Origin of the sequence: Gordonia insulae, assembly GCF_003855095.1 — a bacterium.
GTDB lineage: Bacteria > Actinomycetota > Actinomycetes > Mycobacteriales > Mycobacteriaceae > Gordonia > Gordonia insulae.
Genome location: NZ_CP033972.1, coordinates 1,047,592 through 1,070,213, shown reverse-complemented (window position 1 = coordinate 1,070,213; position 22,622 = coordinate 1,047,592). Strand labels below are relative to the sequence as shown.

20 protein-coding genes and 1 pseudogene are annotated in these 22,622 nt (G+C 67.9%); 5 read left to right on the top strand and 16 right to left on the bottom strand.

The window, feature by feature from the left end:
• Nucleotides 1-46: 46 nt before the first annotated feature.
• Together arc and D7316_RS04895 are read right to left on the bottom strand one after the other, a co-directional pair.
• Nucleotides 47-1,861, bottom strand: a complete 1,815-nt coding sequence (arc, locus tag D7316_RS04900) for a proteasome ATPase (protein ID WP_124707284.1) — start codon at nucleotides 1,859-1,861, stop codon at nucleotides 47-49.
• Between the two features lie 196 nt (nucleotides 1,862-2,057).
• Nucleotides 2,058-2,903 carry a tRNA (adenine-N1)-methyltransferase gene (locus D7316_RS04895; protein WP_124707283.1) on the bottom strand — a complete coding sequence of 282 codons (846 nt, stop codon included), beginning with the start codon at nucleotides 2,901-2,903 and terminating at the stop codon, nucleotides 2,058-2,060.
• An 85-nt stretch (nucleotides 2,904-2,988) separates the two neighbouring features.
• Here D7316_RS04895 and D7316_RS04890 point away from each other — a divergent pair.
• Nucleotides 2,989-3,866, top strand: a pseudogene (locus D7316_RS04890) (RecB family exonuclease).
• 57 nt (nucleotides 3,867-3,923) lie between these two features.
• Nucleotides 3,924-4,760, top strand: a complete 837-nt coding sequence (locus D7316_RS04885; RefSeq protein WP_124707282.1) for a thioesterase family protein — start codon at nucleotides 3,924-3,926, stop codon at nucleotides 4,758-4,760.
• A gap of 33 nt (nucleotides 4,761-4,793) precedes the next feature.
• Here the strand turns inward: D7316_RS04885 and hisG are convergent, their stop codons facing one another.
• From hisG to D7316_RS04865, 4 genes are all read right to left on the bottom strand, one after another.
• Nucleotides 4,794-5,639, bottom strand: coding sequence for an ATP phosphoribosyltransferase (gene hisG / locus D7316_RS04880; protein ID WP_124707281.1), 846 nt, complete (start codon nucleotides 5,637-5,639; stop codon nucleotides 4,794-4,796).
• An 80-nt stretch (nucleotides 5,640-5,719) separates the two neighbouring features.
• Complete coding sequence (locus D7316_RS04875; protein ID WP_124707280.1) at nucleotides 5,720-5,983, bottom strand: phosphoribosyl-ATP diphosphatase; 264 nt, start codon at nucleotides 5,981-5,983, stop codon at nucleotides 5,720-5,722.
• Between the two features lie 6 nt (nucleotides 5,984-5,989).
• The gene (locus D7316_RS04870; RefSeq protein WP_269462486.1) at nucleotides 5,990-6,709 is read right to left on the bottom strand and encodes an HAD family hydrolase; all 720 of its coding nucleotides are present in this window, start codon (nucleotides 6,707-6,709) and stop codon (nucleotides 5,990-5,992) included.
• Nucleotides 6,706-7,503, bottom strand: coding sequence for a helix-turn-helix transcriptional regulator (locus D7316_RS04865; protein WP_124707279.1), 798 nt, complete (start codon nucleotides 7,501-7,503; stop codon nucleotides 6,706-6,708). Before D7316_RS04865 ends, D7316_RS04870 begins: the two co-directional genes overlap by 4 nt.
• An 85-nt stretch (nucleotides 7,504-7,588) precedes the next feature.
• Here D7316_RS04865 and D7316_RS04860 point away from each other — a divergent pair, with 85 nt between their 5' ends.
• Nucleotides 7,589-8,437 (top strand): serine aminopeptidase domain-containing protein, encoded by an 849-nt coding sequence (locus D7316_RS04860; protein ID WP_124707278.1) that lies wholly within the window; start codon nucleotides 7,589-7,591, stop codon nucleotides 8,435-8,437.
• Here D7316_RS04860 and D7316_RS04855 read toward each other — a convergent pair.
• From D7316_RS04855 to metH, 4 genes are read right to left on the bottom strand one after another with little or no spacing between them, the layout of a single operon-like run.
• The gene (locus D7316_RS04855; RefSeq protein WP_232016771.1) at nucleotides 8,338-9,786 is read right to left on the bottom strand and encodes a hypothetical protein; all 1,449 of its coding nucleotides are present in this window, start codon (nucleotides 9,784-9,786) and stop codon (nucleotides 8,338-8,340) included. The genes D7316_RS04860 and D7316_RS04855 overlap by 100 nt on opposite strands.
• Complete coding sequence (locus D7316_RS04850) at nucleotides 9,783-11,300, bottom strand: MFS transporter (protein ID WP_124707277.1); 1,518 nt, start codon at nucleotides 11,298-11,300, stop codon at nucleotides 9,783-9,785. The genes D7316_RS04855 and D7316_RS04850 overlap by 4 nt, the downstream gene beginning before the upstream one ends.
• Entirely contained in the window at nucleotides 11,297-11,758 is a 462-nt protein-coding gene (locus D7316_RS04845; protein ID WP_124707276.1) for a MarR family winged helix-turn-helix transcriptional regulator, read from the bottom strand. Before D7316_RS04845 ends, D7316_RS04850 begins: the two co-directional genes overlap by 4 nt.
• 45 nt (nucleotides 11,759-11,803) lie before the next feature.
• Nucleotides 11,804-15,388: a methionine synthase gene (gene metH, locus D7316_RS04840; RefSeq protein WP_124707275.1), complete on the bottom strand. Its 3,585-nt coding sequence runs from the start codon at nucleotides 15,386-15,388 to the stop codon at nucleotides 11,804-11,806.
• 51 nt (nucleotides 15,389-15,439) lie between these two features.
• Between metH and D7316_RS04835 the strand changes: the two genes are divergently transcribed.
• Nucleotides 15,440-16,339: a PAC2 family protein gene (locus D7316_RS04835; protein ID WP_124707274.1), complete on the top strand. Its 900-nt coding sequence runs from the start codon at nucleotides 15,440-15,442 to the stop codon at nucleotides 16,337-16,339.
• A 24-nt stretch (nucleotides 16,340-16,363) separates the two neighbouring features.
• Here D7316_RS04835 and D7316_RS04830 read toward each other — a convergent pair whose 3' ends face one another.
• From D7316_RS04830 to D7316_RS04805, 6 genes are all read right to left on the bottom strand, one after another.
• On the bottom strand, nucleotides 16,364-16,672 hold the full coding sequence (locus D7316_RS04830; RefSeq protein WP_124707273.1) for a hypothetical protein: 309 nt from the start codon (nucleotides 16,670-16,672) through the stop codon (nucleotides 16,364-16,366).
• Between the two features lie 42 nt (nucleotides 16,673-16,714).
• Nucleotides 16,715-17,962, bottom strand: coding sequence for a cysteine--1-D-myo-inosityl 2-amino-2-deoxy-alpha-D-glucopyranoside ligase (mshC, locus tag D7316_RS04825; protein ID WP_124707272.1), 1,248 nt, complete (start codon nucleotides 17,960-17,962; stop codon nucleotides 16,715-16,717).
• A gap of 84 nt (nucleotides 17,963-18,046) precedes the next feature.
• On the bottom strand, nucleotides 18,047-18,910 hold the full coding sequence (locus tag D7316_RS04820; protein ID WP_124711118.1) for an SCO1664 family protein: 864 nt from the start codon (nucleotides 18,908-18,910) through the stop codon (nucleotides 18,047-18,049).
• A gap of 52 nt (nucleotides 18,911-18,962) precedes the next feature.
• Nucleotides 18,963-19,670 (bottom strand): DUF3090 domain-containing protein, encoded by a 708-nt coding sequence (locus tag D7316_RS04815; protein WP_124707271.1) that lies wholly within the window; start codon nucleotides 19,668-19,670, stop codon nucleotides 18,963-18,965.
• Between the two features lie 25 nt (nucleotides 19,671-19,695).
• The gene (locus D7316_RS04810; protein ID WP_124707270.1) at nucleotides 19,696-20,484 is read right to left on the bottom strand and encodes an MSMEG_4193 family putative phosphomutase; all 789 of its coding nucleotides are present in this window, start codon (nucleotides 20,482-20,484) and stop codon (nucleotides 19,696-19,698) included.
• Between the two features lie 44 nt (nucleotides 20,485-20,528).
• The gene (locus tag D7316_RS04805) at nucleotides 20,529-21,371 is read right to left on the bottom strand and encodes an undecaprenyl-diphosphate phosphatase (protein ID WP_124707269.1); all 843 of its coding nucleotides are present in this window, start codon (nucleotides 21,369-21,371) and stop codon (nucleotides 20,529-20,531) included.
• A 140-nt stretch (nucleotides 21,372-21,511) separates the two neighbouring features.
• Between D7316_RS04805 and D7316_RS04800 the strand changes: the two genes are divergently transcribed.
• Nucleotides 21,512-22,621 (top strand): YncE family protein, encoded by a 1,110-nt coding sequence (locus tag D7316_RS04800; RefSeq protein WP_124707268.1) that lies wholly within the window; start codon nucleotides 21,512-21,514, stop codon nucleotides 22,619-22,621.
• Nucleotide 22,622: the final 1 nt, after the last annotated feature.

Sequence of the window (22,622 nt, the reverse complement as noted above, 5' to 3'; positions counted from 1 at the left end):
GCCGGCACACGAAGTGCCGGCCCTCCGTCTGTCTGGTGTCGGTTGCCTACAGGTACTGACCCGTGTTGGTCTCGGTGTCGATCGCGCGGCTGGCGCCCGCGCTCTTGCCGGTGACCAGCGTGCGGATGTACACGATCCGCTCGCCCTTCTTGCCCGAGATCCGTGCCCAGTCGTCCGGATTGGTCGTGTTGGGCAGATCCTCGTTCTCGGCGAACTCGTCCAGGATCGAGTCGAACAGGTGCTGCACCCGCAGACCCGGCTGACCCGTCTCGAGCTGCGACTTGATGGCGTACTTCTTGGACCGGTCGACGACGTTCTGGATCATCGCGCCCGAGTTGAAGTCCTTGAAGTACATGATCTCCTTGTCGCCGTTGGCGTAGGTGACCTCCAGGAACCTGTTGTCGTCGCTCTCCGCATACATCCGCTCCACGACCCGTTCGATCATGGCGTTGATGCATGCCGTCCGGTCGCCGCCGAACTCGTTGAGGTCGTCGACGTGGACCGGCAGTCCCTCCACGAGGTACTTGGAGAAGATGTCCATCGCCGACTCGGCATCGGGACGCTCGATCTTGATCTTGACGTCGAGACGGCCGGGACGCAGGATCGCCGGATCGATCATGTCCTCACGGTTGGAGGCGCCGATCACGATGACGTTCTCCAGGCCCTCGACGCCGTCGATCTCACTGAGCAACTGCGGCACGACCGTCGTCTCCACGTCGGAGGAGACGCCGGAACCACGGGTCCGGAAGATCGAGTCCATCTCGTCGAAGAAGACGATCACCGGGGTGCCCTCGGACGCCTTCTCCCGCGCGCGCTGGAAGATCAGGCGGATGTGCCGCTCGGTCTCACCGACGAACTTGTTCAGCAGTTCCGGACCCTTGATGTTCAGGAAGTACGACTTCGCCTCCTTGGCGTCGTCGCCGCGGACCTGGGCGATCTTCTTGGCCAGGGAGTTGGCGACCGCCTTGGCGATCAGGGTCTTGCCACATCCGGGCGGACCGTAGAGCAGCACGCCCTTGGGGGGCCGCAGCGCGTAGTCGCGGAAGAGATCCTTGTGCAGGAACGGCAGTTCCACCGCATCGCGGATCTGCTCGATCTGCCGACCCAGGCCACCGATGTCCTCGTACCCGACGTCGGGTACCTCTTCGAGGACGAGATCCTCGACCTCGGCCTTGGGCACCCGCTCGAACGCGAATCCGGCCTTGGTGTCGATCAACAGGGAATCGCCGGGACGCAGCTTGCGACGCTTGCCGTCCTCGCCGTCGACGTCGCCCTTCAGTGGCTCGGCGAGCCAGACGACGCGCTCCTCGTCGGCATGTCCGACGACGAGCGCCCGATCACCGTCGCCGAGGATCTCCCGCAGTGTGCTGATCTCGCCGACGGAGTCGAACTCGCATGCCTCGACGATGGTCAGCGCCTCGTTGAGCCGAAGGGTCTGACCCTTGCTGAGTGCCTCCAGGTCGATGTTCGGCGAGCAGGTGAGTCGCATCTTCCGACCCGAGGTGAACACGTCCACCGTGCTGTCGGGGTAGATGTCGAGGAGCACGCCGTAGCCGCTCGGCGGCTGACCGAGCCGGTCGACCTCTTCGCGGAGGGCGACCAGTTGCTGGCGGGCCTCCTTGAGGGTGTCGAGCAGCTTCGCGTTGCGCGCGGTCAGATTGTCGACGCGCTCCTGCAGGTCCTTGGCGTCCGCGGGTCGTGTGAACGGCCGCGACGAATCGGGCCGCGCCAACGGTGACGCGTACGCGGGGACGAAACCCTCGTCGGCTACCCGGGCGGAGTCGTCTCGCTCGTCGTCCTGTGCACCCGAGGACCCGAGGCGGTCGGCACCATTGGCGCCCTGGCGGTCAGATTCGGTCATTGCTGACTCCTCTCCCCGGCAAACACTTCTCTCCATGGAGTGTTTGCGCCGTGACCCCACGCTACCGGTGTGGACCGGAAAACGCCGCGCACCGCGCAAGACACGGTGTCGACGGACTGTTAAATCTACGTATTCGCAACGTATTCGCGACGTTTCGCCCGGTAAAGGCGTTTGACGCAGAGCGACTACAACATCGTCATCCGCGCGTCGGGCGGCGCTGCGGCCGCAACGTCGTGACACCGTCGGCGAGGCGCCGCGCGGAGATCAGAAATGCCGTATGGCCTTGCATTTTGTGCTCGGGGCGGACCGCGAGTCCGACGGCGCTCCAGTCCCGGACGAGCGACTCCCAGGCGCGCGGCTCGGTCCAGCACTCCTGCTCCCGCAGCGCCTCCATGATTCGCGACAATTGAGTGACCGTTGCCACATAAACAACCAGCACACCACCCGGTTTTATCGCCCGGCGGACCACGTCGAGCGGTTCCCACGGGGCGAGCATGTCCAGGATGATCCGGTCGTAGAGGTCGTCCGGCCCCAGGGCATCGACGTCGAGATTCGCGAGATCGTCGATGATCAGATCCCAGTTCTCGGGCCGTCCCGAGAAGAAGGTCTCGACGTTGCGGACCGCGTGTTCGGCGTGGTCGTCGCGGATCTCGTAGGACGTGACGCTGCCGCCGGGGACCACCGCACGGAGCAGCGAGCAGGTCAGCGCCCCGGAGCCGGCACCGGCCTCGAGCACCTTGGCCCCCGGGAAGATGTCACCCTCGGTGACGATCTGTGCGGCGTCCTTCGGATAGATGACCTGCGCTCCGCGCGGCATGGACAGCACGTAGTCCACGAGCAGAGGACGCAGCGCGAGGTACTGGGTGCCGCTCGTGGCGGACACGATGCTGCCCTCGGGAGCGCCGATCAGGTCGTCGTGGGCGATCGCACCCCGATGGGTGTGGAAGAGCTTGCCCGCCTCGAGGAGCACGGTGAACTTGCGCCCCTTGGAGTCGCTCAGCTGCACACGGTCGTCGGGGGCGAAGGGGCCGGTGGTCGGCATCAGGTTGGGATCCTTCCGGAGGTCAGGGTGTTGATCCCCGAACCTGTCACTGTTGCGCCCTACCCTGCCAAATGTGAGTACGACGATTGACGCTGGGGCCGTTCCGGGCACGATCGGTGCCGCACCGCCGCCCGCGGACGGGCAGCCGGCGCGGGGGTTGGTCGGGCGACCGCTGGCCCTGTCACCGTCCCGCGCGGCCGACTTCAAGCAATGTCCGCTGCTGTACCGCTACCGCGCGATCGATCGTTTCCCCGAGACACCCACCCAGGCACAGACCCGGGGCACGGTGGTGCACGCAGCGCTGGAGAACCTGTTCGACATGCCCGCCGAGTTGCGGACCCAGGAGTCCGCGGACCTGCTGGTCGAGGGTGCGTGGGCGGCGATGTGCGAGGCCGATCCGCACCTGACGGACGTCGTCGACGACAGTCAGACCGCGCGTTTCGTCGCCGAGGCGCAGAAGCTCATCGCGACGTACTACACGATGGAGAACCCGACCGCGTTCGACGCGGACTCGTGTGAGGAACACGTCGAGATCGACGTCGACGACGTCCTGATGCGCGGCTTCATCGACCGGATCGACGTCGCGCCGACCGGCGAGATCCGGGTGGTCGACTACAAGACCGGCCGCTCCCCGGCGAGGCCTACGAGGCCAAGGCGCTGTTCCAGATGAAGTTCTACGCGCTGGCCATCCTGCGTATCCGGGGCGAGGTCCCGGCGCGGCTGCAGCTGATGTACCTGTCCGATGGGCAGCAGCTCACCTACACCCCCGACCGCGACGAACTCGAGCGCTTCGGCCGAACGCTGAAGGCCATCTGGGCGGCGATCCGCTCGGCCGTCGCCAGCGGCGACTTCCGGCCGCGGCGGTCCCGTCTGTGTGGCATGTGCGAACACAAATCACGCTGTCCGGAGTTCGGTGGTGAGATCCCGGCGTACCCCGGGCCCCCACCCGGATTCCGCGGCTGAACGGCACGCCGCGGCCCCTCTGCGCGACCACTATGATGGTTCACATAGAGTGGCCGGGTGGAGAGTTGCTACTACGTACCGATCGACCCACCCGATGCGCACCTCGAGCCGGGATACGAGTACTTCCAGCCCACCGAGGCGACACAGAGCGTCTGGGCGTCGACGATGCAGCACGGTGGACCGCCGTCCGGGCTCATGATGCGATCGTTGCTGCGGTGTGACCCCCACCCCGCACAACAATTCACTCGTGTGACGACCGAGATCCTCGGCCCGATCGGGCTCGGCGTGAACCGGATTCGTGCGGAGGTGATCCGCCCGGGACGCCAGATCAGTCTCGTCAGCACCGATCTCGAGGTCCAGCAGCCCGACGGCGAGTTCCGGCTCGCCGCCCGTTCCGCCGGTTGGCGACTGCGGACCGTGGACACCGCGGGGATCGTGGAAGCGCCCGAGCCACTGACACCCGGCCCCGATGAGCTCACACCCGTCATCGGCGTGACCGAGAGCGAGGACCTCGGAGTCGACTGGGGCACCATCGGTTTCATCGGCAGCATCGAATCGGCCACCGTCGGTGGACGGACCGGTGACACACCCGCGGTGTGGGTGCGCCCGGCGATCCCGCTCGTCGGCGGCGAGGAGATCTCCGACCTCGAGTCGATCTTCACCGTCATCGACATCGCCAACGGTCTCGGCACACGCCTGCGTACCGACGAGTGGTCGTGGATGAACACCGACACCACCGTGCACCTGTCCCGAATCCCCCAGGGCCCCTGGGTCGGCATCGACGCCGACATGGTGCAGGGGCCGGAGGGCTTCGGCGCCACGTTCGGCGACCTCTACGACGCGAACGGCTTCATCGGCAGGTCGGCACAGACCGTGCTGCTCACGGCGCGCTGAGCGGCCGCCGCGCCTGCGGCGATCACCCCGGGATCAGAAGCGGCAGGACCGGATGTCGGTGGCCAGGATGGCCTTGGCGCCGAGCTCGGAGAGCTCGTCCATCAGGTTCTGGTGGATCTTGCGCGGCACCATCGCCCGGACGGCCGCCCAGTCCGGATCCGCCATGGGTGCCACCGTCGGCGACTCGAGTCCGGGGGTCAGCTTCGTCGCCTCGGCCAGCAGGGTCCGGGGGCAGTCGTAGTCGATCATCACGTACTGCTGACCGAAGACCACACCCTGCACGCGCGCAACGAACTGGCGTGCGGCCTTGTTCTGCTCCACCCCGGCCTGCGAGATCAGCACTCCCTCCGAGTCGCACAGCGACTCCCCGAATGCGGTCAGCCCGTGTTGGCGGAGGGTGCGGCCCGAACCCACGACGTCGGCGATCGCATCGGCGACGCCGAGTTGGATGGAGATCTCGACCGCGCCGTCGAGACGGATGATCTCGGCCTCGAGACCCCGCGCGGCGAGATCAGCCCGGACGAGGTTCGGATACGACGTGGCGATCCGCTTACCGGCCAGATCGGCGACGCTCCAGGCGGAGTCCGCCGGCGCGGCGTAGCGAAACGTCGATGATCCGAAACCCATCGACAGCTGCTCGTCGACCTCTGCCCCGGAGTCCCGGGCCAGGTCACGGCCGGTGATGCCGAGGTCGAGCGTCCCGGCACCGACGTAGATCGCGATGTCCTTCGGCCGGAGGAAGAAGAACTCGACGTCGTTCGCGTTGTCGAGGACGGTGAGGTCCTTGGAATCGGAACGCTTGCGATACCCGGCTTCGGCCAGGACGGCTGCCGCCGACTCGGAGAGCGCTCCCTTGTTGGGCACGGCTACGCGCAACATGATCGGTGTGTCCTTACTGACGTACGGGAGATGAGGGTCTGCTGACGCATGGGACCGGGGGCACGATGGGTCGCCGGCCCCTACAGATGGCGGTATACGTCGGACAGCGAGAGCCCACGTTTGATCATCATCACCTGCAGCCAGTAGAGCAGCTGGGAGATCTCCTCACCGAGCGACTCATCGGACTCGTGCTCGGCCGCGAGCCAGACCTCGCCCGCCTCTTCGATGATCTTCTTGCCCAGCGTGTGCACTCCGGAATCGAGGGCGGCGACCGTCCCGCTGCCGGCGGGACGGCTCTGCGCCTTGTCGCTCAGTTCGGCGAACAGCTCCTCGAATGTCTTCACGATCCCCTATCTTGGCATGTCACGGAGGTCGGAACGATGACCGGGGTGCTGCCCGGTCCAGGCGTCGGTGATGTCGTCGAGAGACAGACCCACCAGCGATTCGCGGAAAGTTCGCAGGCTCCCCGGCGGGACCGGTGCCGCGGACGGGATGACCAGCGTCGGGCAGCCGGCCGTCGTGGCGGCGACGGTGCCGGTGGGCGAATCCTCCACCGCCAGGCACGCACCCGTCCGGACGCCGACGAGTTCGGCGGCGCGCAAGTACAGATCCGGCGCCGGTTTGCCGTGGGCGACCTCATCGCCACAGACGGTGGCACTGAACCGATCGGGGCCCAATGTGCCCAGGGCGATGTCGGTCAGCTCCCGCACCGTGTTGGTGACCAGCACCATCGGCACGCCCGCGGCCGCGATCAGGTCCAGCGCATCCCGGGCGCCCGGCCGCCACGGGAGACCGGCACCGAAGAGGTCGGCCACGTGGTCGAGAAGCCAGCGGAAGTCACCGTCGCGGTCCTGTGCCTCGGGCGCGACGTCGGCGGCGACGTAGACCTTCGTCATCGCATCGGGCAACGAGTTGCCCAGCGTCGACTCCCGCAGCGCCGGGCTCATCACGATGCCGTGCCGCAGGGCGAGGTCGGCCATGGCGATGTCCCAGAGCGGTTCGGAGTCGAGCAAGGTGCCGTCCATGTCCCAGAGGACGGCGGCCGGGGACTGCGGTGCTGGTTCGGTCACCCCTGCATCATCGCAACCGCGCGTTCGGTCGTCTCGTCGGCGGGGTAGAACAGCTCGATGGTCATCTCCTCGAGGGTGATGTCGCGTGGTGTACCGAAGGTGGTGAGCGTGGTGAAGAACGCCAACACCTGATCGCCGAGCTGCAGCTCGAACGGAACCAGCAGTGTCGGCTCACTCGTCGACCGCGACACCCGGGCCGTCCGGCGGTCGAGATCGACCACCGTGGCATAGCTCCGCACCTCACGCTCGAGCTCGACCAACCGCGGATCGCCCGTCACCCGGACGAGTCGGCGCAACATGTCCACCAGGTAGCCGGCCCAGACGTCGAGGTTGACCGTCATCCGGGCGAATCCCTCCGGGTGCAATGATGCGCGGAACAGGTTGAACGGTGGCCCCCGCAGGTCCTCCGGGAGCATTGCGGCGAGACCTGCGGCGGAGTCGTTGGCCAACACGACGTTCCAGGCACGGTCGAGCGCCAGCCCCGGATAGGGGTTGTGCGCGTCCAGGATTCGCTGCACCGATGCGCGGATTCGTTCCATCGCACCGGCATCCAGCGACTCCTCCGAGTACCGCGGGGCGTGGCCTGCGGCCAACAGCAGCGCGTTGCGTTCACGCAGCGGGATGTCGAGCCGAGTGGACAGTGCCTCGATGAGCGTAGGACTCGGCGTCGACTTCCCGGTCTCGACGAAGCTCAGATGCCGCGGGGACACCCCGACGTCATAAGCCAGGTCGAGTTGGCTGATCGACCGATGTGATCGCCACTGTCGCAGCATGGTTCCCACGTCGACGGTCATGACGTCACTCTAGGCGCGGACGGGAACGAATACGATTACCTGACAGGTAGTGGATTCGGGCAGCCAACCGACGGACGCTGCAGTCATGACCACCGACACTGCACCGATCGTGCTGATCTCGCCCGCGATGGCCGTGCCGGCTCGCTTCTATCGTCCGCTCGTCGCGGCGTTCGCCGAACACGGCTGGCCCGCGACGGTCGTGGCGCGGCGCGGCATCGAACCCGGGGATTCGCCGCCGTCGCGGGCCGAGGACTGGTCCTATGCCGACGAGGCGGCCGACCTCACGGCCGCGGTCCGCGCCGCCCGTGCCGCCATGCCCGACCGGTACGTCGTGCTGCTCGGGCACAGTCTCGGCGCCCACTTGGCGGCGATGGTGGCGAATGCGTCCGACGACGGGGCGCCCGATGGTGTGGTCACGGTCGCCGCGTCCGTGCCATTCTTCCGCGACTACCCCCACGGTGGTGTCGTCGAATGGGCGATCGCTGCTGCGGTCCCGATCGTCACCGGCATCGTCGGCCATTGGCCCACACCGGGTTTCGGCGCACCCGCGCCACGCACCCTGATGCGCCAGTGGGCACGGATGGTCCGACGTCGGCAAACACCCTTCGACGGGGATGCGAAGGTGCAGGTGCCCACCCTCGCCATCCGACTCGACGCCGACCGACTGGTGACCCCGGCCGCGGCCCGCGAGTTCGAACGCACCGTCCAGCCCGATTCCCTGACCGTCTGGACCTACACCGCCGATCGGTGTCCACCGGGCGGTTCGGTCGATCACGTCCGGTGGGTCCGGACACCACGACCGGTCGTCGAGCGCGCCGTCGACTGGTGGCGGACTCAGGCGGGCGACCGCAAGACGAGTGACCGTGCGCGGCGGAACGTGTCGAGCGTCGCGTACACCATGCCCAGCGCCGCCAGCCCCATCATCGAGGCGTAGACGGACAGCGCCGGGTCGCCGCGGCCCGACGTGTAACCGCCACCACTGCCATGCATCCCGCCCGGCGCTGGAGCACCTGGTCCCGGCCCGGCCGGTCCGGCACCGCCGTGTCCGGCACCGCCGTGTCCGGCACCGCCGTGTCCGGCACCGCCCTGAGCGGGTCCACCAACCATGGCCTGCCCCTGATCGCCGGTCAACGACGCGTGATAGACACCGATCGCGGACGCCTGGATCAGGATGGGGATCACCACGAACCGCAGCGGCAGATAGAAGGCCGTCACCACGCTGAGGATCTCCGCGGTGTAGAAGTAGCGATCGTGCATGGCCGGCAGCAGGAACGGCACGATGACGGCCGACGCCGTCGCGACCACCAGGATCGACGTCGGGCTCACGGCCGGCTTCTGCCACAGCGACCAGGCGAGGAAGGCGACGATGATCGCGGCGGCCGCACCGATGCCGAGATGTGCGAGCCACGTGGCGTCCCCCTCGATCGCGATCAGCTGATACAGATTCGCCGCGCCGAGGGTGAGCTGCTGATAGGAACCGGTCTGATCCAGATACACCGACAACGCGGTCGACCACGAGGCGCCGGCGAGCACGGCCGGGATGTCGAGGAGCAGGTAGACGGCCGGGATCGCGAGTAGTGAGGACCACGGCAGCCGCCTACGGATCAGCAACCAGACCAGCACCGGCAGGACGAAGATCGCCTGCAGTTTGAACGAGAGTGCCAGGCCGAACAATGCACATGCCCAGATCGAGTTCCGGCGCAACGACTCTCGCTGCGCACGCATCAGGAAGTAGACCCCACCGATGGCGCACGCGGAGTAGATCGCATCGGCCTGACCCCAATAGGAACTGTTCGCGATCACCGACGGCAGAAGGAAGACGATACCGAAGGCCATGGCACGCAGCCAGTATCGAGCGGTGCGCAGGGCGACGATCCGATACGCGACCACGGCGAGCACGAGGTCGAAGGCGATCGAGATCGCCTTGACACCCACCAGCGCCGGGATGTGCAGCACCGTGAGCAACCACAGCAGGTACAGATACGGGTAGTTGTAGTCGGCGAACTTCTCGCGGAACGCGCCGAAGCCCTGGCTGTCGAGGGTGCCGTACCACCGGCTGAGGAATGCGCGGTAGTCGAGGGTCTCGACGTCGAGGAACCACCATCGCACCCCGAGCCCGACGGCCACGATCACCGCGATCACCGTCCAGCGCAGCCATCGGGGCGGCGACGACGGGCTCGCGGCCGGTGGTCGCGACCCGTCGCCGGCGTCCGTCAGATCGGATTCGGTGACATCGGATCGGGTGACATCGGATCGGGTGCGCGCAGGGTCGGCAAGGCTCATGCCTCCACTGTCGGCGCCGATGCTGGGGACCCGGTGTCAGCCCGCTGGGAGGTCGCCCCGGAGGAGGCGAGAATCCGTTCCCGGGTCTGCTCGGCGGTCGCGGCCGCCCATCGGCCCGTCGAGACGAACCCCACGATGATCAGCCCGACGCCGCACAACGCCATCAGCGCCCACGCGGGGTGCGACGCCTCGGGCAGACCGTCGGCGACGGGACCGTCGATGCCGGCGAACGCCACCGCACCGAAGACCGCGACGCCCAGCGAGATGCCGACCTGACGACTGGTCGAGGCGATCGCCGATGCGACACCCGCCTGCGCCCGCGGCATGCCCGAGACCGCGGCGTTCGTGATCGGTGCGTTGACCAGTCCCATGCCGATACCCAGGAACAGGTAGGCGACCGCCAGGAACCACATGCTGGTGTCCACACCGGTCTGGGTCAGCATCAACCCGCTGATGAGGACCATCGCGCCCGCTCCCACCATGGGCAGCCGGGCGCCGCGATCGCCGACGAGGCGACCGGACAAAGGCGAGAAGACGGCGTTGGCCGCGGCCATCGGCAGCGTCATCAACCCGGCCTGCAGCGGACTCAGCCCACGAGAACTCTGCAGGTAGAGCGTGTTGAGGAAAAGGAATCCGCCCATCGCGCTGAACGCCAGGACGGCGCCGACGACCGAGCTGCTGAACGGGATGCTGCGGAAGAAGCGCAGATCGAGCAACGGCTCACGCCGACGCGATTCGACGACGAGGAACACGGCCAACGCGACTGCGGCGGTGCCGAAGGCGCCGACGACCCACGCCGATCCCCATCCGAGACCGCGGCCCTCGATGATCCCGTAGGTCAGGGTCGCGAGGAAGACCAGGATCAGGAACTGCCCGGCGGGGTCGGCGCGACGGGCGTGCGGCGCTTTCGATTCCGGGATGAGCAGCGCGGTGAGGACGCATGCGGCGAGACAGACCGGCACGTTCAGCCAGAAGATGGCCTCCCAGCCGATCCCGTCGACCAGGGCACCCCCGACCAGTGGGCCGAGCGCCATGCTCACACCGATGGCCGTCCCCCACATACCGATGGCTCGCGCCCTTTCGCGGGGCTCGGTGAAGGTGTTGGTGATGATCGACATGGCGACCGGATTCATCATCGCGCCGCCGACGGCCTGCAACATCCGGGCGCCGATGAGCATCTCCGGAGACACCGACAACGAACACAGGATGGAGCCGAGCCCGAAAACGGTGAGCCCGACCTGGAAGACACGCTTGCGCCCCCATCGGTCACCCAGGGACCCGCCGAGCATCAGCAGGCTGGCGAGGACCAGCGTGTAGGCGTCGACGACCCACTGCAGCTGCGATTCGGACGCGCCGAGATCGGCACTGATCGACGGCAGGGCCACATTGACCCCCGACGTGTCGATGCCGACGATGAACAGACTCAGACAACACGTCGCTAGGATCGCCATCCGGCGGCGCGTGCTCAGTTCGGAGATGTCCGTACCCGGCCCGGTGATGTTCGGAGCGTTCATGATTCGGCCGCCTCGCGCAGTGTGGTCAACAGGGTTCCGAGATGGCGTCGTTGCTCGTCGTCGAGCGCGGTGAACATGTCGGGTGCGGCGGTCGGATCCGCGATCACCGAGTCGACGATCTGCCGACCGGCGTCGGTGATGGTCACCACCTTGAAGCGGCGATCGGTCGGGTGGTGTTCCCGGGTGACCAGTCCACGGTCGACGAGGTCGTTGACGATCACACTCGTCGCCGGCGCATCGATACCGAGACGCCTGGCCAGATCGCTCTGGGTCAGGTCGCGGACCGCGATCCGGCGTAGCGCACGGAATCGGCTGAACGGCATGTCGATGCGGGAGTCGATCCGGGACCGCGATTCCATGGCGTGATCGCGGACCAGGCTGTTCATCGCGAACCACAGTTCGGTGGAGGTCGGGACCACCACTGCCGACGGGTCGCCCGCAGCATCAGTTGTAGTCATACAACGATTGTATGACTACAACTGATTTCTCGCCAGTCGCACCGATCAGGTGTTGAAGTACTTCGCCTCCGGATGATGGAGGACGAACGCGTCGGTCGACTGCTCGGGATGCAGCTGCAGCTCCTCGGACAGCACCACGCCGATGCGTTCGGGTTCCAGCAACTCCATCATCTTCGCGCGGTCGTCGAGGTCCGGGCAGGCGCCGTAACCGAACGAGAAGCGCGCACCGCGGTACTCGAGGTCGAAGAAGCCCTGGGGGTCGTCGGGATCCTCACCTGCGAACGACGTCCCCTGGACGGTCAACTCACTGCGGACTCGCTGATGCCAGTACTCGGCGAGCGCCTCGGTCAGCTGCACGCCGATGCCGTGCACCTCGAGGTAGTCGCGGTAGGCGTCCTCGGCGAAGAGCCGGTTCGCGAAGTCGGCGATCGGTTGGCCCATCGTCACGAGCTGGAAGGGCAGGACGTCGACCTGCCCGGCCGTGACGCACTCCTCGCGCGACCGGATGAAGTCGGCGACGCAGAGGAACCGGGGCCGCTGCTGACGCGGGAAGGTGAAACTGTGGCGGACCTCGGCATCCGGGCGCGGCTCGGCGAGCACATGCACGGTGTCCCCGTCACTCACCGCCGGGAAGTACCCGTAGACGACCGCCGCGTGCTGCAGGATGTTCTCCGTCGCGAGCCGATCGATCCAGTACCGCAGTCGAGGGCGGCCCTCGGTGTCGACCAGTTCCTCGTACGACGGCCCTTCGCCGCGACGGGCGCCACGCAGCCCCCACTGCCCGAGGAACAGCGCACGCTCGTCGAGTAGCTGAAGATAATCCGCGATCGGGACGCCCTTGACGATCCGGGTACCCCAGAACGGCGGGGTCGGGATGGCGTTGTCGACCGCCACATCCGAACGGGCAGGCACCTCGACCGGGGCCTCGGCCGCCTTGCGCTTCTCCGCGATACGCTTCGAGCGTTCGTGCCGCGCCTTGCGCTCGGCGGCTTTCTCCTTGGCGGCCAACGCTTCCGGGCTGTTCGGGTCCGGTCCCTCGCCACGCTTGGTGGCCATGATCTCGTCCATCAACCGCAGACCCTCGAACGCGTCACGCGCGTAATGGACGTCACCGTCGTAGGTCTCGGACAGATCGTTCTCGACATAGGTGCGGGTCAACGCGGCACCACCGAGGAGCACCGGATAGCTGGTGGCCACCCCTCGGGAGTTGATCTCCTCGAGGTTCTCCTTCATCACCACGGTCGATTTCACCAGCAGGCCGGACATGCCGATGACGTCGGCCTTCTTGTCCTCGGCCGCCTCGAGGATGGTGTTGATCGGCTGCTTGATGCCGAGATTGACCACCTCGTAGCCGTTGTTGGACAGGATGATGTCGACCAGGTTCTTGCCGATGTCGTGCACGTCGCCCTTGACGGTGGCCAGCACGATCCGACCCTTGCCGTCCTCTCCGGTCGCCTCCATGTGCGGTTCCAGATGCGCGACAGCGGTTTTCATCACCTCGGCGGACTGCAGCACGAACGGCAGCTGCATCTGGCCCGACCCGAACAGTTCGCCGACCGTCTTCATCCCCGACAACAGGGTCTCGTTGATGATCTCCAGCGGCGGCTTCTCGGTCATCGCCGCATCGAGGTCGGCCTCGAGTCCGTTGCGTTCACCGTCGACGATGCGGCGTTCGAGTCGCTCGAACAGCGGCAGCTTGGCGAGCTCGGCGGCCCGCGACTCCCGCGCCGACGCCGCCGACACCCCCTCGAACAGCTCCATCAGCCTCTGCAACGGGTCATAGCCATCCCGTCTGCGGTCGTAGACCAGGTCGAGGGCGACCTCGCGCTGCTCGTCCGGAATCCGGGCCATCGGCAGGATCTTGGACGCGTGCACGATCGCGGTGTCCAGACCCACCTGGACGCACTCGTGCAGGAACACCGAGTTCAGGACCTGTCGGGCGGCCGGGTTGAGACCGAACGAGATGTTCGAGATGCCGAGCGTGAAGTGGATGTCGGGGTGCGCCTCGTGCAGCCGGCGGATGGCCTCGATGGTCTCGATGCCGTCGCGGCGCACCTCCTCCTGGCCCGTCGAGATCGGGAACGTGAGGGCATCGATGATGATGTCCTCCTCGGCCAACCCCCAGTTCTCGGTGATGTCGGTGATCAGCCGCTCCGCGATCCGGATCTTCCAGTCCGCGGTGCGTGCCTGTCCCTCTTCGTCGATCGTGAGGGCGACCACGGCGGCGCCGTGCTCCACCACGAGTTCCATGATCCGGGTGAACCGTGACGTGGGTCCGTCGCCGTCCTCGTAGTTCACCGAGTTGACCGCGCACCGTCCGCCCAGTGCCTCCAGTCCGGCCCGGATGACCTCCGGCTCGGTGGAGTCCAGCATGATGGGCAGGGTCGACGACGTCGCGAATCGGCTTGCCAGCGCGGTCATGTCGACCGCGCCGTCGCGGCCCACGTAGTCCACGTTGAGGTCGAGCATGTGGGCACCGTCGCGCGTCTGGTCCTTCGCGGTGTCCAGGCACTTCTGGTAGTCCTCGGCGATCATCGCCTCGCGAAACGCCTTGGAACCGTTGGTGTTCGTGCGCTCCCCGATCACCAGGAAGCTGGCGTCCTGATCGAACGGGACCGCGGTGTAGAGCGACGACGTCTCCGCCACGTGCTCCGGTTCGCGAGCGGCCGGGGAGATCTCGGCGACCCGCTCGGCGACCTGCCGGATGTGCTCGGGCGTCGTGCCGCAGCACCCGCCGACGAAGGAGAGCCCGAAATCGGACACGAAATCGCCGAGCGCCGTGGCCAACTCATCGGGTTGCAGAGGGTACTCGGCCCCCTTCGGCCCCAGAACCGGTAGACCGGCATTGGGCATCACCGACACCGGGATGCGGGCGTGGCGCGACAGGTAGCGCAGGTGCTCGCTCATCTCGGCGGGGCCGGTCGCGCAGTTCAGACCGATCATGTCGACGCCGAGCGGCTCGATGGCGGTCAACGCCGCCCCGATCTCCGAACCCAGCAGCATCGTGCCGGTGGTCTCCACCGTCACGTGGCTGATGATCGGGATGTGCCGGCCCAGGTGACTCATCGCCCGTCGTGCGGCCACGATCGCCGCCTTGACCTGCAGCAGATCCTGAGACGTCTCGATCAGGATCGCGTCCGCACCGCCCTCGAGCATGCCCGCGACGCATTCGAAGTAGGCGTCCCGGATCACCGCGAAGGTGGTGTGCCCGAGACTGGGCAGTTTGGTGCCGGGTCCGATCGAACCGAGCACGAACCGCGCCGTACCGTCCGCGGACGGACCCATCTCGTCGGCCACGCCCCGCGCGATCGCGGTGCCCTTGTAGGAGAGCTCCTGGATACGATCGGCGATGTCGTAGTCGCCGAGGTTGGAGAGGTTGCAGCCGAAGGTGTTGGTCTCGACCGCGTCCGCACCGGCCTCGAAGTACGCGCGATGGATGTCGGCGAGGACATCGGGGCGGGTGTCGTTGAGGATCTCGTTGCAGCCCTCGAGATCGTTGAAGTCGTCGAGGGTCAGGTCGGCCGCCTGCAGCATGGTGCCCATGGCCCCATCGCCGATCAGCACACGACGCGACATCGCGGTGAGGAATGTCGTGTCGTACGCGGACGGGTCGGTGGTGCGGGTCGGCATGGTTGTCAGCGTAGTTCGCCCTCTCTCGGGGTTCGGTCGTAGGCTGGTTCAGTGAACGCTGAGCAGAGGTCGAACCTTCCCCAGCTGCGCAGGCCCATCCTGTTGGCCGCCTTCGAGGGGTGGAACGACGCCGGGGACGCGGCCAGCAGTGCGATCGAGCATCTCGCCCTCACCTGGGACACCGTTCCCCTGGTGGACATCGACTCCGATGACTACTACGACTTCCAGGTCAACCGGCCCACGGTCAAGCAGGTCGACGGGGTCACCCGACGAATCGACTGGCCCACCACGTCCATCTCGTACTGCACCCCCCATGGTGCGGACCGTGACATCGTACTCGTCCGCGGGATCGAGCCGAACATGCGCTGGCGCTCCTTCTGCGCGGAGATCGTCGACCTCGCCAGGTCGCTGGACGTCGAGACCACCGTGATGCTGGGCGCCCTGCTCGCCGACACCCCCCACACCCGGCCGGTCCCGGTCACCGGCACCGCCTACAGCAGCGAGTCCGCGGCCCGCTTCAACCTTGCCGAGAGCCGCTACGAGGGGCCCACCGGGATCACCGGCGTGCTGCAGGACCTGTTCGTCCAGGCCGGCCTCCCGGCGGTCTCCTTCTGGGCCGCGGTCCCCCACTACGTGTCCACGCCGCCGAACCCCAAGGCGACCGTCGCCCTGCTCAATCGGGTGGAGGAGGTGCTCGACATCGAGGTGCCGCTGGGCACCCTGCCCGAGCAGGCCGAGGAGTGGGAGCGCGCGGTGACCGAGATGACCGAGGACGACGAGGAGATCGCCGACTACGTGCGCGGGCTCGAGGAGCGCGGGGACGCCGAGCTCGACACGGACGAGGTGATGGCCAAGATCGACGGCGACGCACTGGCCGCCGAGTTCGAGCGCTACCTCAAGCGTCGCGGACCCGGCGGGGCCGGTCGCGGCCCGGGTTCGTTCGGGAGCTGATCCTGCGGTCGTACCGTCTGCGGGTCAGCCGATCCGTTCGATCGACACCACTGGAGTGGTGATCCGCCACGTGCGGACGTCGGGATCGTCGGCGGCGCGCACCCAGAACTGCGCGGACTCGCCGATCCGGCAGGATTTGACCCCGAGGAGCGGAATGTCCTCCGAGTCGCGCCGGAGGCGGCTGACCGCCCACTCCTCACTGTCGGTTCCACCCACGCCCGGTGCTCGGAGCAGAGTCATCTCGTCGAAGTCGAGTAGATAGGTCGACGTGCGGGTGACCACCGTCCATACCCCGTCGGTGGTGTCGGGATCGATTTGCTGCGCGCGTGCCACGGGAGAACTGTACCGAGGCGGCCGACGGACCGGCCGACGGTGTCACCGATCGTGCAGCGCCACCCCGAGCAGTGCGTCGACCGCGCGGGCGATCTCGCCGGGAGCGGTGGTGGACTGCCCGATCCCCTCCTCGACGTCGGCACACCAGCCGTCGATCGCGGCGATCGCCCTCGGGGTGTCGAGGTCGTCGGCGAGGTGTTCGCGCACCCGCGCGATCACCGCCGCGGCGTCGGGACCCGCGGCCGCTGCAGTGGCCGAGCGCCATCGCCGCAGGCGCGCCCGTGCGTCGTCGAGGACCGCGTCGGTCCACATGCGGTCGGCGCGGTAATGCGCGGAGAGCAGCGCGAGCCGGATCGCGGCCGGGTCGACACCGTCGCGGCGCAACACCGAGACGAACACGAGGTTGCCGCGACTCTTGGACATCTTCTCGCCGTCGAGCCCGACCATCCCGGTGTGCACGTAGTGGCGGGCGAAACGACGGGAGCCGGTGAGCGCCTCGCCGTGCGCCGCCGAGTATTCGTGGTGCGGGAAGATCAGGTCGTTGCCGCCGCCCTGGATGTCGAACTCGATACCGAGCCGATTGAGCGCGATGGCCGAACACTCGATGTGCCAACCCGGCCGACCGGGGCCCTGCGGCGACTCCCAGGACGGCTCTCCGGGCCGTGCGGCACGCCAGAGCAGCGCATCGAGGGGATCGCGTTTTCCGGGGCGGTCGGGGTCGCCGCCGCGCTCGGCGAAGAAGCGGTCCATCGTCGGGCGGTCGTACCCGGACTCGTAGCCGAACTGCTCGGTCGCGTCGGCGCGGAAGTAGACATCCGGGAACTCGGCGTCGTCGACGATGTAGGCCGCGCCGGAGGCGAGCAACTTGCCGACGACCTCGATCACCTCGCCCACCGATTCGATCGCGCCGATGTAGTCGCGCGGCGGGAGCACCCGCAACGCGGTCATGTCGTCGCGGAACAGTTGCGTCTCACGGGCGCCGAGATCCTGCCAGTCCACACCGTCGCGCTCGGCGCGTTCGAAGAGCGGGTCGTCGACGTCGGTGACGTTCTGCACGTAGTGGACGTCGTGCCCGAGGTCGCGCAGGACCCGGTTGACGAGGTCGAAGGTGACGTAGGTGGCCGCGTGCCCGAGGTGGGTCGCGTCGTAGGGGGTGATCCCGCAGACGTACATCGTCGCGGTGGTGCCGGGACTCACCGGCCGGACCTGCGCGTCGGAGGTGTCGTGGAGGCGGAGTGCCGGCCCGGTGCCCGGAACGGCCGGGAGGGCGGGATCAGGCCAAGACTGCATGCGTCCACTGTATGGCCCGACCGCGGGCGTCCCTTATCGGGATCGGGTGCCGCCGCATCCGGCGCCGTGCGTCGGAGCCGTCGGTCAGAACGGTGGCCACGGGATCGGACGGTGCCCGGGCGGATGCGGCATCGACTCCGCGGTGACGAGATCGGCGGCGCGTTCGGCGAGCGCGATGATCTCCGCATCGGTGATGTGCTCGGACAACGCGGTGGTCAACGGGTGATCCGCCGACGTCAGGTGCTCCACGAGGTCGGCGAGGTCGGCGAGCAGGTGCCCCGGGATCGGTTCTCCCGCCCAGCCCCACAGCACCGTGCGCAGTTTGTCGTGGGTGTGCAGGCAGATGCCGTGATCGACGCCGTACACGCCGCCGTCGAGTCCTTCCAGCACGTGGCCGCCCTTGCGATCCGCGTTGTTCAACACGACGTCGAGGACCGCCATCCGCTGCAGCCGGGGGTCGTCGGCATGGACCAGCACCACCGGCTCGCCGAGCGGATCGAGGGCCCGCAGGATCGCCCGATACCCCGTCGGCACGGTGTCGGTCGGGCAGAGATCGACGAGTTCGATTCGCGGTGCGGGCAACTCGGCCGTGACACCGACAGCTGACGACGGCTCGTCGTTGTCCGCGGTCACCACCCATCGCTGCACCATGCCCGGCCCGAGTGGTCCGTCCCGATGGATGGTCGTCGGGATGACCGACCACCCGAGCGCCTCGGAGACCAGGTACGAGCCGACCTCGCGCCCGGCGAGGGTGCCGTCAGGGAAGTCCCACAGCGGCACCTCGCCTCGCACCGGTTTGTAGACGCACCGCACCTCGGTGCCGTCGAGGACCGCATCGCAGACCAGAGTCGTGTTGCTCGCGGCGGGGATGCGGCCGACGATGATCAGTTCGCCGTCGCGCAGGGTCTCGGTCTCACCCCGGCGGACGTCGTCGTCATGCGGGCCGATGGGACCGACCGCCTCGTCGGGTCCGGGCACGGACGGTTCGCCGACGCTCACATCAGCCCTGCGGAGTCGGACCGGGGTCGGCGTCGTCGTCGGGATCGTTCGGATCCCCCTCGACGGTGTCCGGGTCGATGTATCCGCTCTCGTCCTGAATCGTCAGGTGGCGGAACACCTCCGGATCCACGAAGTCGAGCGACTTGCTCAGCTCGGCATCACGTTTGTAGCCGTTGGTGCGCACGCACAGATGGCCGTCGGGATCGAGTGGTTCATGGCAGAGCGGGCACGGCGGACGACCGGCCGAGATGACCCGCGACGACCGTGCCGCGAACTCGCGCGCGGCCTCGGTGGTGAGGAACACGCGGACCGCGTCCGGGCCCTCGTCGGTGTCGTCGAGGACGACGCTCTCGTCGAACTCGCCCTCGGTGATCGCGAGCAACTCCACCACGACGGCCTCGGATTCGGCATCCCACCCGAGGCCCATGGTGCCCACCCGGAACTCCGCATCGACGGGCATGACCAACGGGCTCAGGTCACCGACCCGGTCGCTCTCCGGCGGGATCGGTGTCCCGAACCGCCGGTGGATCTCCTCGAGCAGCGCACCGATCCGGTCGGCCAGGATCGCGACCTGCTGCTTCTCCAGCAGGACACTCACGATCCGGGTCTCGTGGACGGCCTGGAGGTAGAACGTCCGGTCTCCCGGCTGGCCCACCGTGCCGGCGACGAACCGATCCGGGGTCCGGAACACGTGTATCGCGCGAGACATCACACCTCCTTGACTGTGCCGTTCATTATCCGCGTGCCAGTGGGGTGGCCGCAGCCTTGCGGCCGTGATCGTGGCCGTCGACGCCCGTGGCGCCGCCGATGACGGCGTCCTCGCCGGCGTCGGGACCCGGATCCGACGACCCGTTGCCCTCGGCGGGCTTCTCGCGATGCCGCGGCGGCACCGACAGCACCGCGGTGCTGTTGACGGTGTGCACATACGGCCGGGTCGGGCTGTAGCGGATCACGCTGATCGAGGCGGGCTCGACGACGATGCGCTGGAAGGAATCGAGGTGCATGCCCATCGCATCGGCGATCACCGACTTGATCACGTCGCCGTGCGAACACGCCAGCCAGACCCCGCTGCCGTCCGGACCACCGTGGACGCGGTCGAGCTCGCGGATCGCGGCCACCGCCCGGCTCTGCACGTCGGCAAGGCCTTCGCCATCCGGGAAGATCGCCGCGGACGGGTGTTGCTGCACCGTCTTCCACAACGGCTCGCTCAGCAACTCCTTGATCGGCCGGTTGGTCCATGAGCCGTAGTCGACCTCGGCGAGTGCGTCCACGACGATCTCCGGGACGTCGCGGTCGGGGTCGGCGTCGAAGGCGGCCATCAACGGCGCCATGGTCTGCGCACAACGATCCAGCGGCGAACGGGCCACGGCCGTGATCTCACCCAGGCACACGCCGAGCCGATCCGGCAGCGCGGCGGCCTGCTCACGTCCCTTGTCGTCGAGCGACACCCCGGGCGTGCGTCCGGCGAGGACCCCCGAGGTGTTGGCCACCGAACGCCCGTGTCGCACAAGTATCACGGTCATGTCTCAACCTTACGGCTCACGGTGTGGTGATCCTGCCGCACCGATCACGTCGCGCTGATCACGCCCGCGGAGAGCAGGCCGATGACGGTGAGTCCGAGGATCACGCGGTAGGCGCCGAACCAGTTCATCGAGTGGGCGCTGACGAATCGCAGCAGCCAGGCGATCGACGCGAATCCGATCACGAACGCGACGAGCGTGGCGACCAGCAACTGGGATCCGGTCGCCTCCATGCCCTCCCCACTCGGGTTGAACGCGTCCGGCAGGCTGAACAGGCCCGACGCGGTCACCGCGGGGATGGCGAGCAGGAACGAGAACCGGAACGCGGCCTCCCGTTCGAGCCCGAGGAACAGGCCGGCGCTGGCGGTGGCGCCGGAACGGGAGACACCCGGGATGAGCGCGAGGCATTGCGCGAGCCCCATCACGACGCCGTCACGCAGGGTCAGTTGCTCCATGGAGCGTTCCTTGCGGCCGTACCGTTCGGCCAGCCAGATCACGCCCGCGAACAGGATCAGCACGGTGGCCACCAGCCACAGGTTGCGCCCGGTGGTCCTGATCTCGTCCTTGAACAGGTACCCCAGGACGCCGATCGGGATGGTCGCGAAGATCACATACCAGCCGATTCGATAGTCGAGGCCGCGCTCGTCGCTGTGGAACAGGCCGCGGAACCAGGCCGCGACGATCCGCACGATGTCGCGTGCGAAGTAGACGAGCACCGCCGCCTCGGTACCGAGCTGGGTGACCGCCGTGAAGGAGGCACCGGCATCCTCGCCGAACATGACCTCGGAGGCGATCCGCAGATGTCCCGAGGACGAGATCGGCAGAAACTCGGTCAGCCCCTGCAGGGCGCCGAGCACGATCGCCTGGGCCCAAGTCATCGTGTCGCTCACGGCCGCAGATGCTACGTGCAAACCGGGAGTGTCACCGCATTGCCGGTTACGCGTCGCGGACTCCGTGCGCCCGAACCGGGGTCCGGCGGCACCGTCCACCCCGGTCGTCCCGGCGGCACGGCGTGCCGCAAGATGGTGACATGCACGTGCCGACACCGCAGCGCCCGACCAGCCGGTTCGATGGGGGGCGTCGACCGCGGGTCCTCGCCGCGGCGCTCTGCGTCGCCGCTGTGCTGGCGGTGGTCGCGGGATGTGGATCGTCCGACACGCCGTCGACGCCCGATGTGCCCACCGTCACACCCGCGACAGCGTGGCCGTCGCCGCCCGGACCGGCCGCCGATCCGGTGGGTGTGGTGGTCCCGACACCGGCGAAGAGCCGGGGGCTGGCAATCGACGACGGGGTCGTCGGGGTTCTCGATCCTGCGGGCACCACCGTCTTGCGCCACGGCCCCGGCGACATGACCGGTCCGGCCCAGGTCTCGGCCACCCCCGAACTGACGAAGATCATCGGGAGCGGCGACGGCACGTTCCTCGGCGTCGGTCCGAACATCCTCGTGCGCATCGCCTCCGACGGAGCCGTGAGTACGACGCCCATGTCCGCGGGGAATCCGACCGCGCTGGCGCGCACCGCATCCGGTGAGATCGTCGTCGGCACATCCGACGGCCGGCTACTGGTGTTCGACAAGGACCTGCGCCCGGGCCGGGTGATCGACGGATTCGTCCGCGTGGACGACATCACCGTGTCGCCGCCGGGCGCCGACCTCGCCACAGAGCAGGTCGTGGTCCTCGACCGGGCCCAGTCGTCGGTGACCCCGGTCACCCTGTCCGACGGCGAACTCGGACCCGCGTTGCGCGCCGGCAACGGTGCGACCAACTCGACCGTCGACCGGTACGGCCGGGTCCTCGTCGCGAACACCCGGGACGGTGAACTGATCGGATTCTTCGGATCACCGCTGGTCATGCGATTCCGCTATCCGGTGACCGGCGGGCCGTACGCCGTAGACTACGACGACACCCGCAACCTCGTGTGGGTGTCGACAACCGCGAACAACGAGGTGGTGGCCTATGACCTGTCCGGGGGCGAACCCGTGGAGAAGCATCGGTTCCCGGCGGTCGCGCAACCGGACGACATCGCCGTCGACGACGAGTCCGGCACCGTCTACGTCCTCTCCCAGCGAGGCGGACTGCAGGTGGCTCCCCCGGACTACCGGACCCGTGGTGCCATCACGACCCGTCCGTCCGGCAGGTGAT

Excerpts from the sequence above, each read along its gene's own strand:
- arc (WP_124707284.1), bottom strand. The coding sequence starts at position 1,861 with ATGACCGAATCTGACCGCCAGGGCGCCAATGGTGCCGACCGCCTCGGG.
- metH (WP_124707275.1), bottom strand. The coding sequence starts at position 15,388 with ATGCCGACCCGCACCACCGACCCGTCCGCGTACGACACGACATTCCTC.
- D7316_RS04895 (WP_124707283.1), bottom strand. The coding sequence starts at position 2,903 with ATGCCGACCACCGGCCCCTTCGCCCCCGACGACCGTGTGCAGCTGAGC.
- D7316_RS04800 (WP_124707268.1), top strand. The coding sequence starts at position 21,512 with ATGCACGTGCCGACACCGCAGCGCCCGACCAGCCGGTTCGATGGGGGG.
- D7316_RS04845 (WP_124707276.1), bottom strand. The coding sequence starts at position 11,758 with ATGACTACAACTGATGCTGCGGGCGACCCGTCGGCAGTGGTGGTCCCG.
- D7316_RS04850 (WP_124707277.1), bottom strand. The coding sequence starts at position 11,300 with ATGAACGCTCCGAACATCACCGGGCCGGGTACGGACATCTCCGAACTG.
- D7316_RS04815 (WP_124707271.1), bottom strand. The coding sequence starts at position 19,670 with ATGTCTCGCGCGATACACGTGTTCCGGACCCCGGATCGGTTCGTCGCC.
- D7316_RS04855 (WP_232016771.1), bottom strand. The coding sequence starts at position 9,786 with ATGAGCCTTGCCGACCCTGCGCGCACCCGATCCGATGTCACCCGATCC.
- D7316_RS04860 (WP_124707278.1), top strand. The coding sequence starts at position 7,589 with ATGACCACCGACACTGCACCGATCGTGCTGATCTCGCCCGCGATGGCC.
- mshC (WP_124707272.1), bottom strand. The coding sequence starts at position 17,962 with ATGCAGTCTTGGCCTGATCCCGCCCTCCCGGCCGTTCCGGGCACCGGG.
- D7316_RS04865 (WP_124707279.1), bottom strand. The coding sequence starts at position 7,503 with ATGACCGTCGACGTGGGAACCATGCTGCGACAGTGGCGATCACATCGG.
- hisG (WP_124707281.1), bottom strand. The coding sequence starts at position 5,639 with ATGTTGCGCGTAGCCGTGCCCAACAAGGGAGCGCTCTCCGAGTCGGCG.
- D7316_RS04810 (WP_124707270.1), bottom strand. The coding sequence starts at position 20,484 with ATGACCGTGATACTTGTGCGACACGGGCGTTCGGTGGCCAACACCTCG.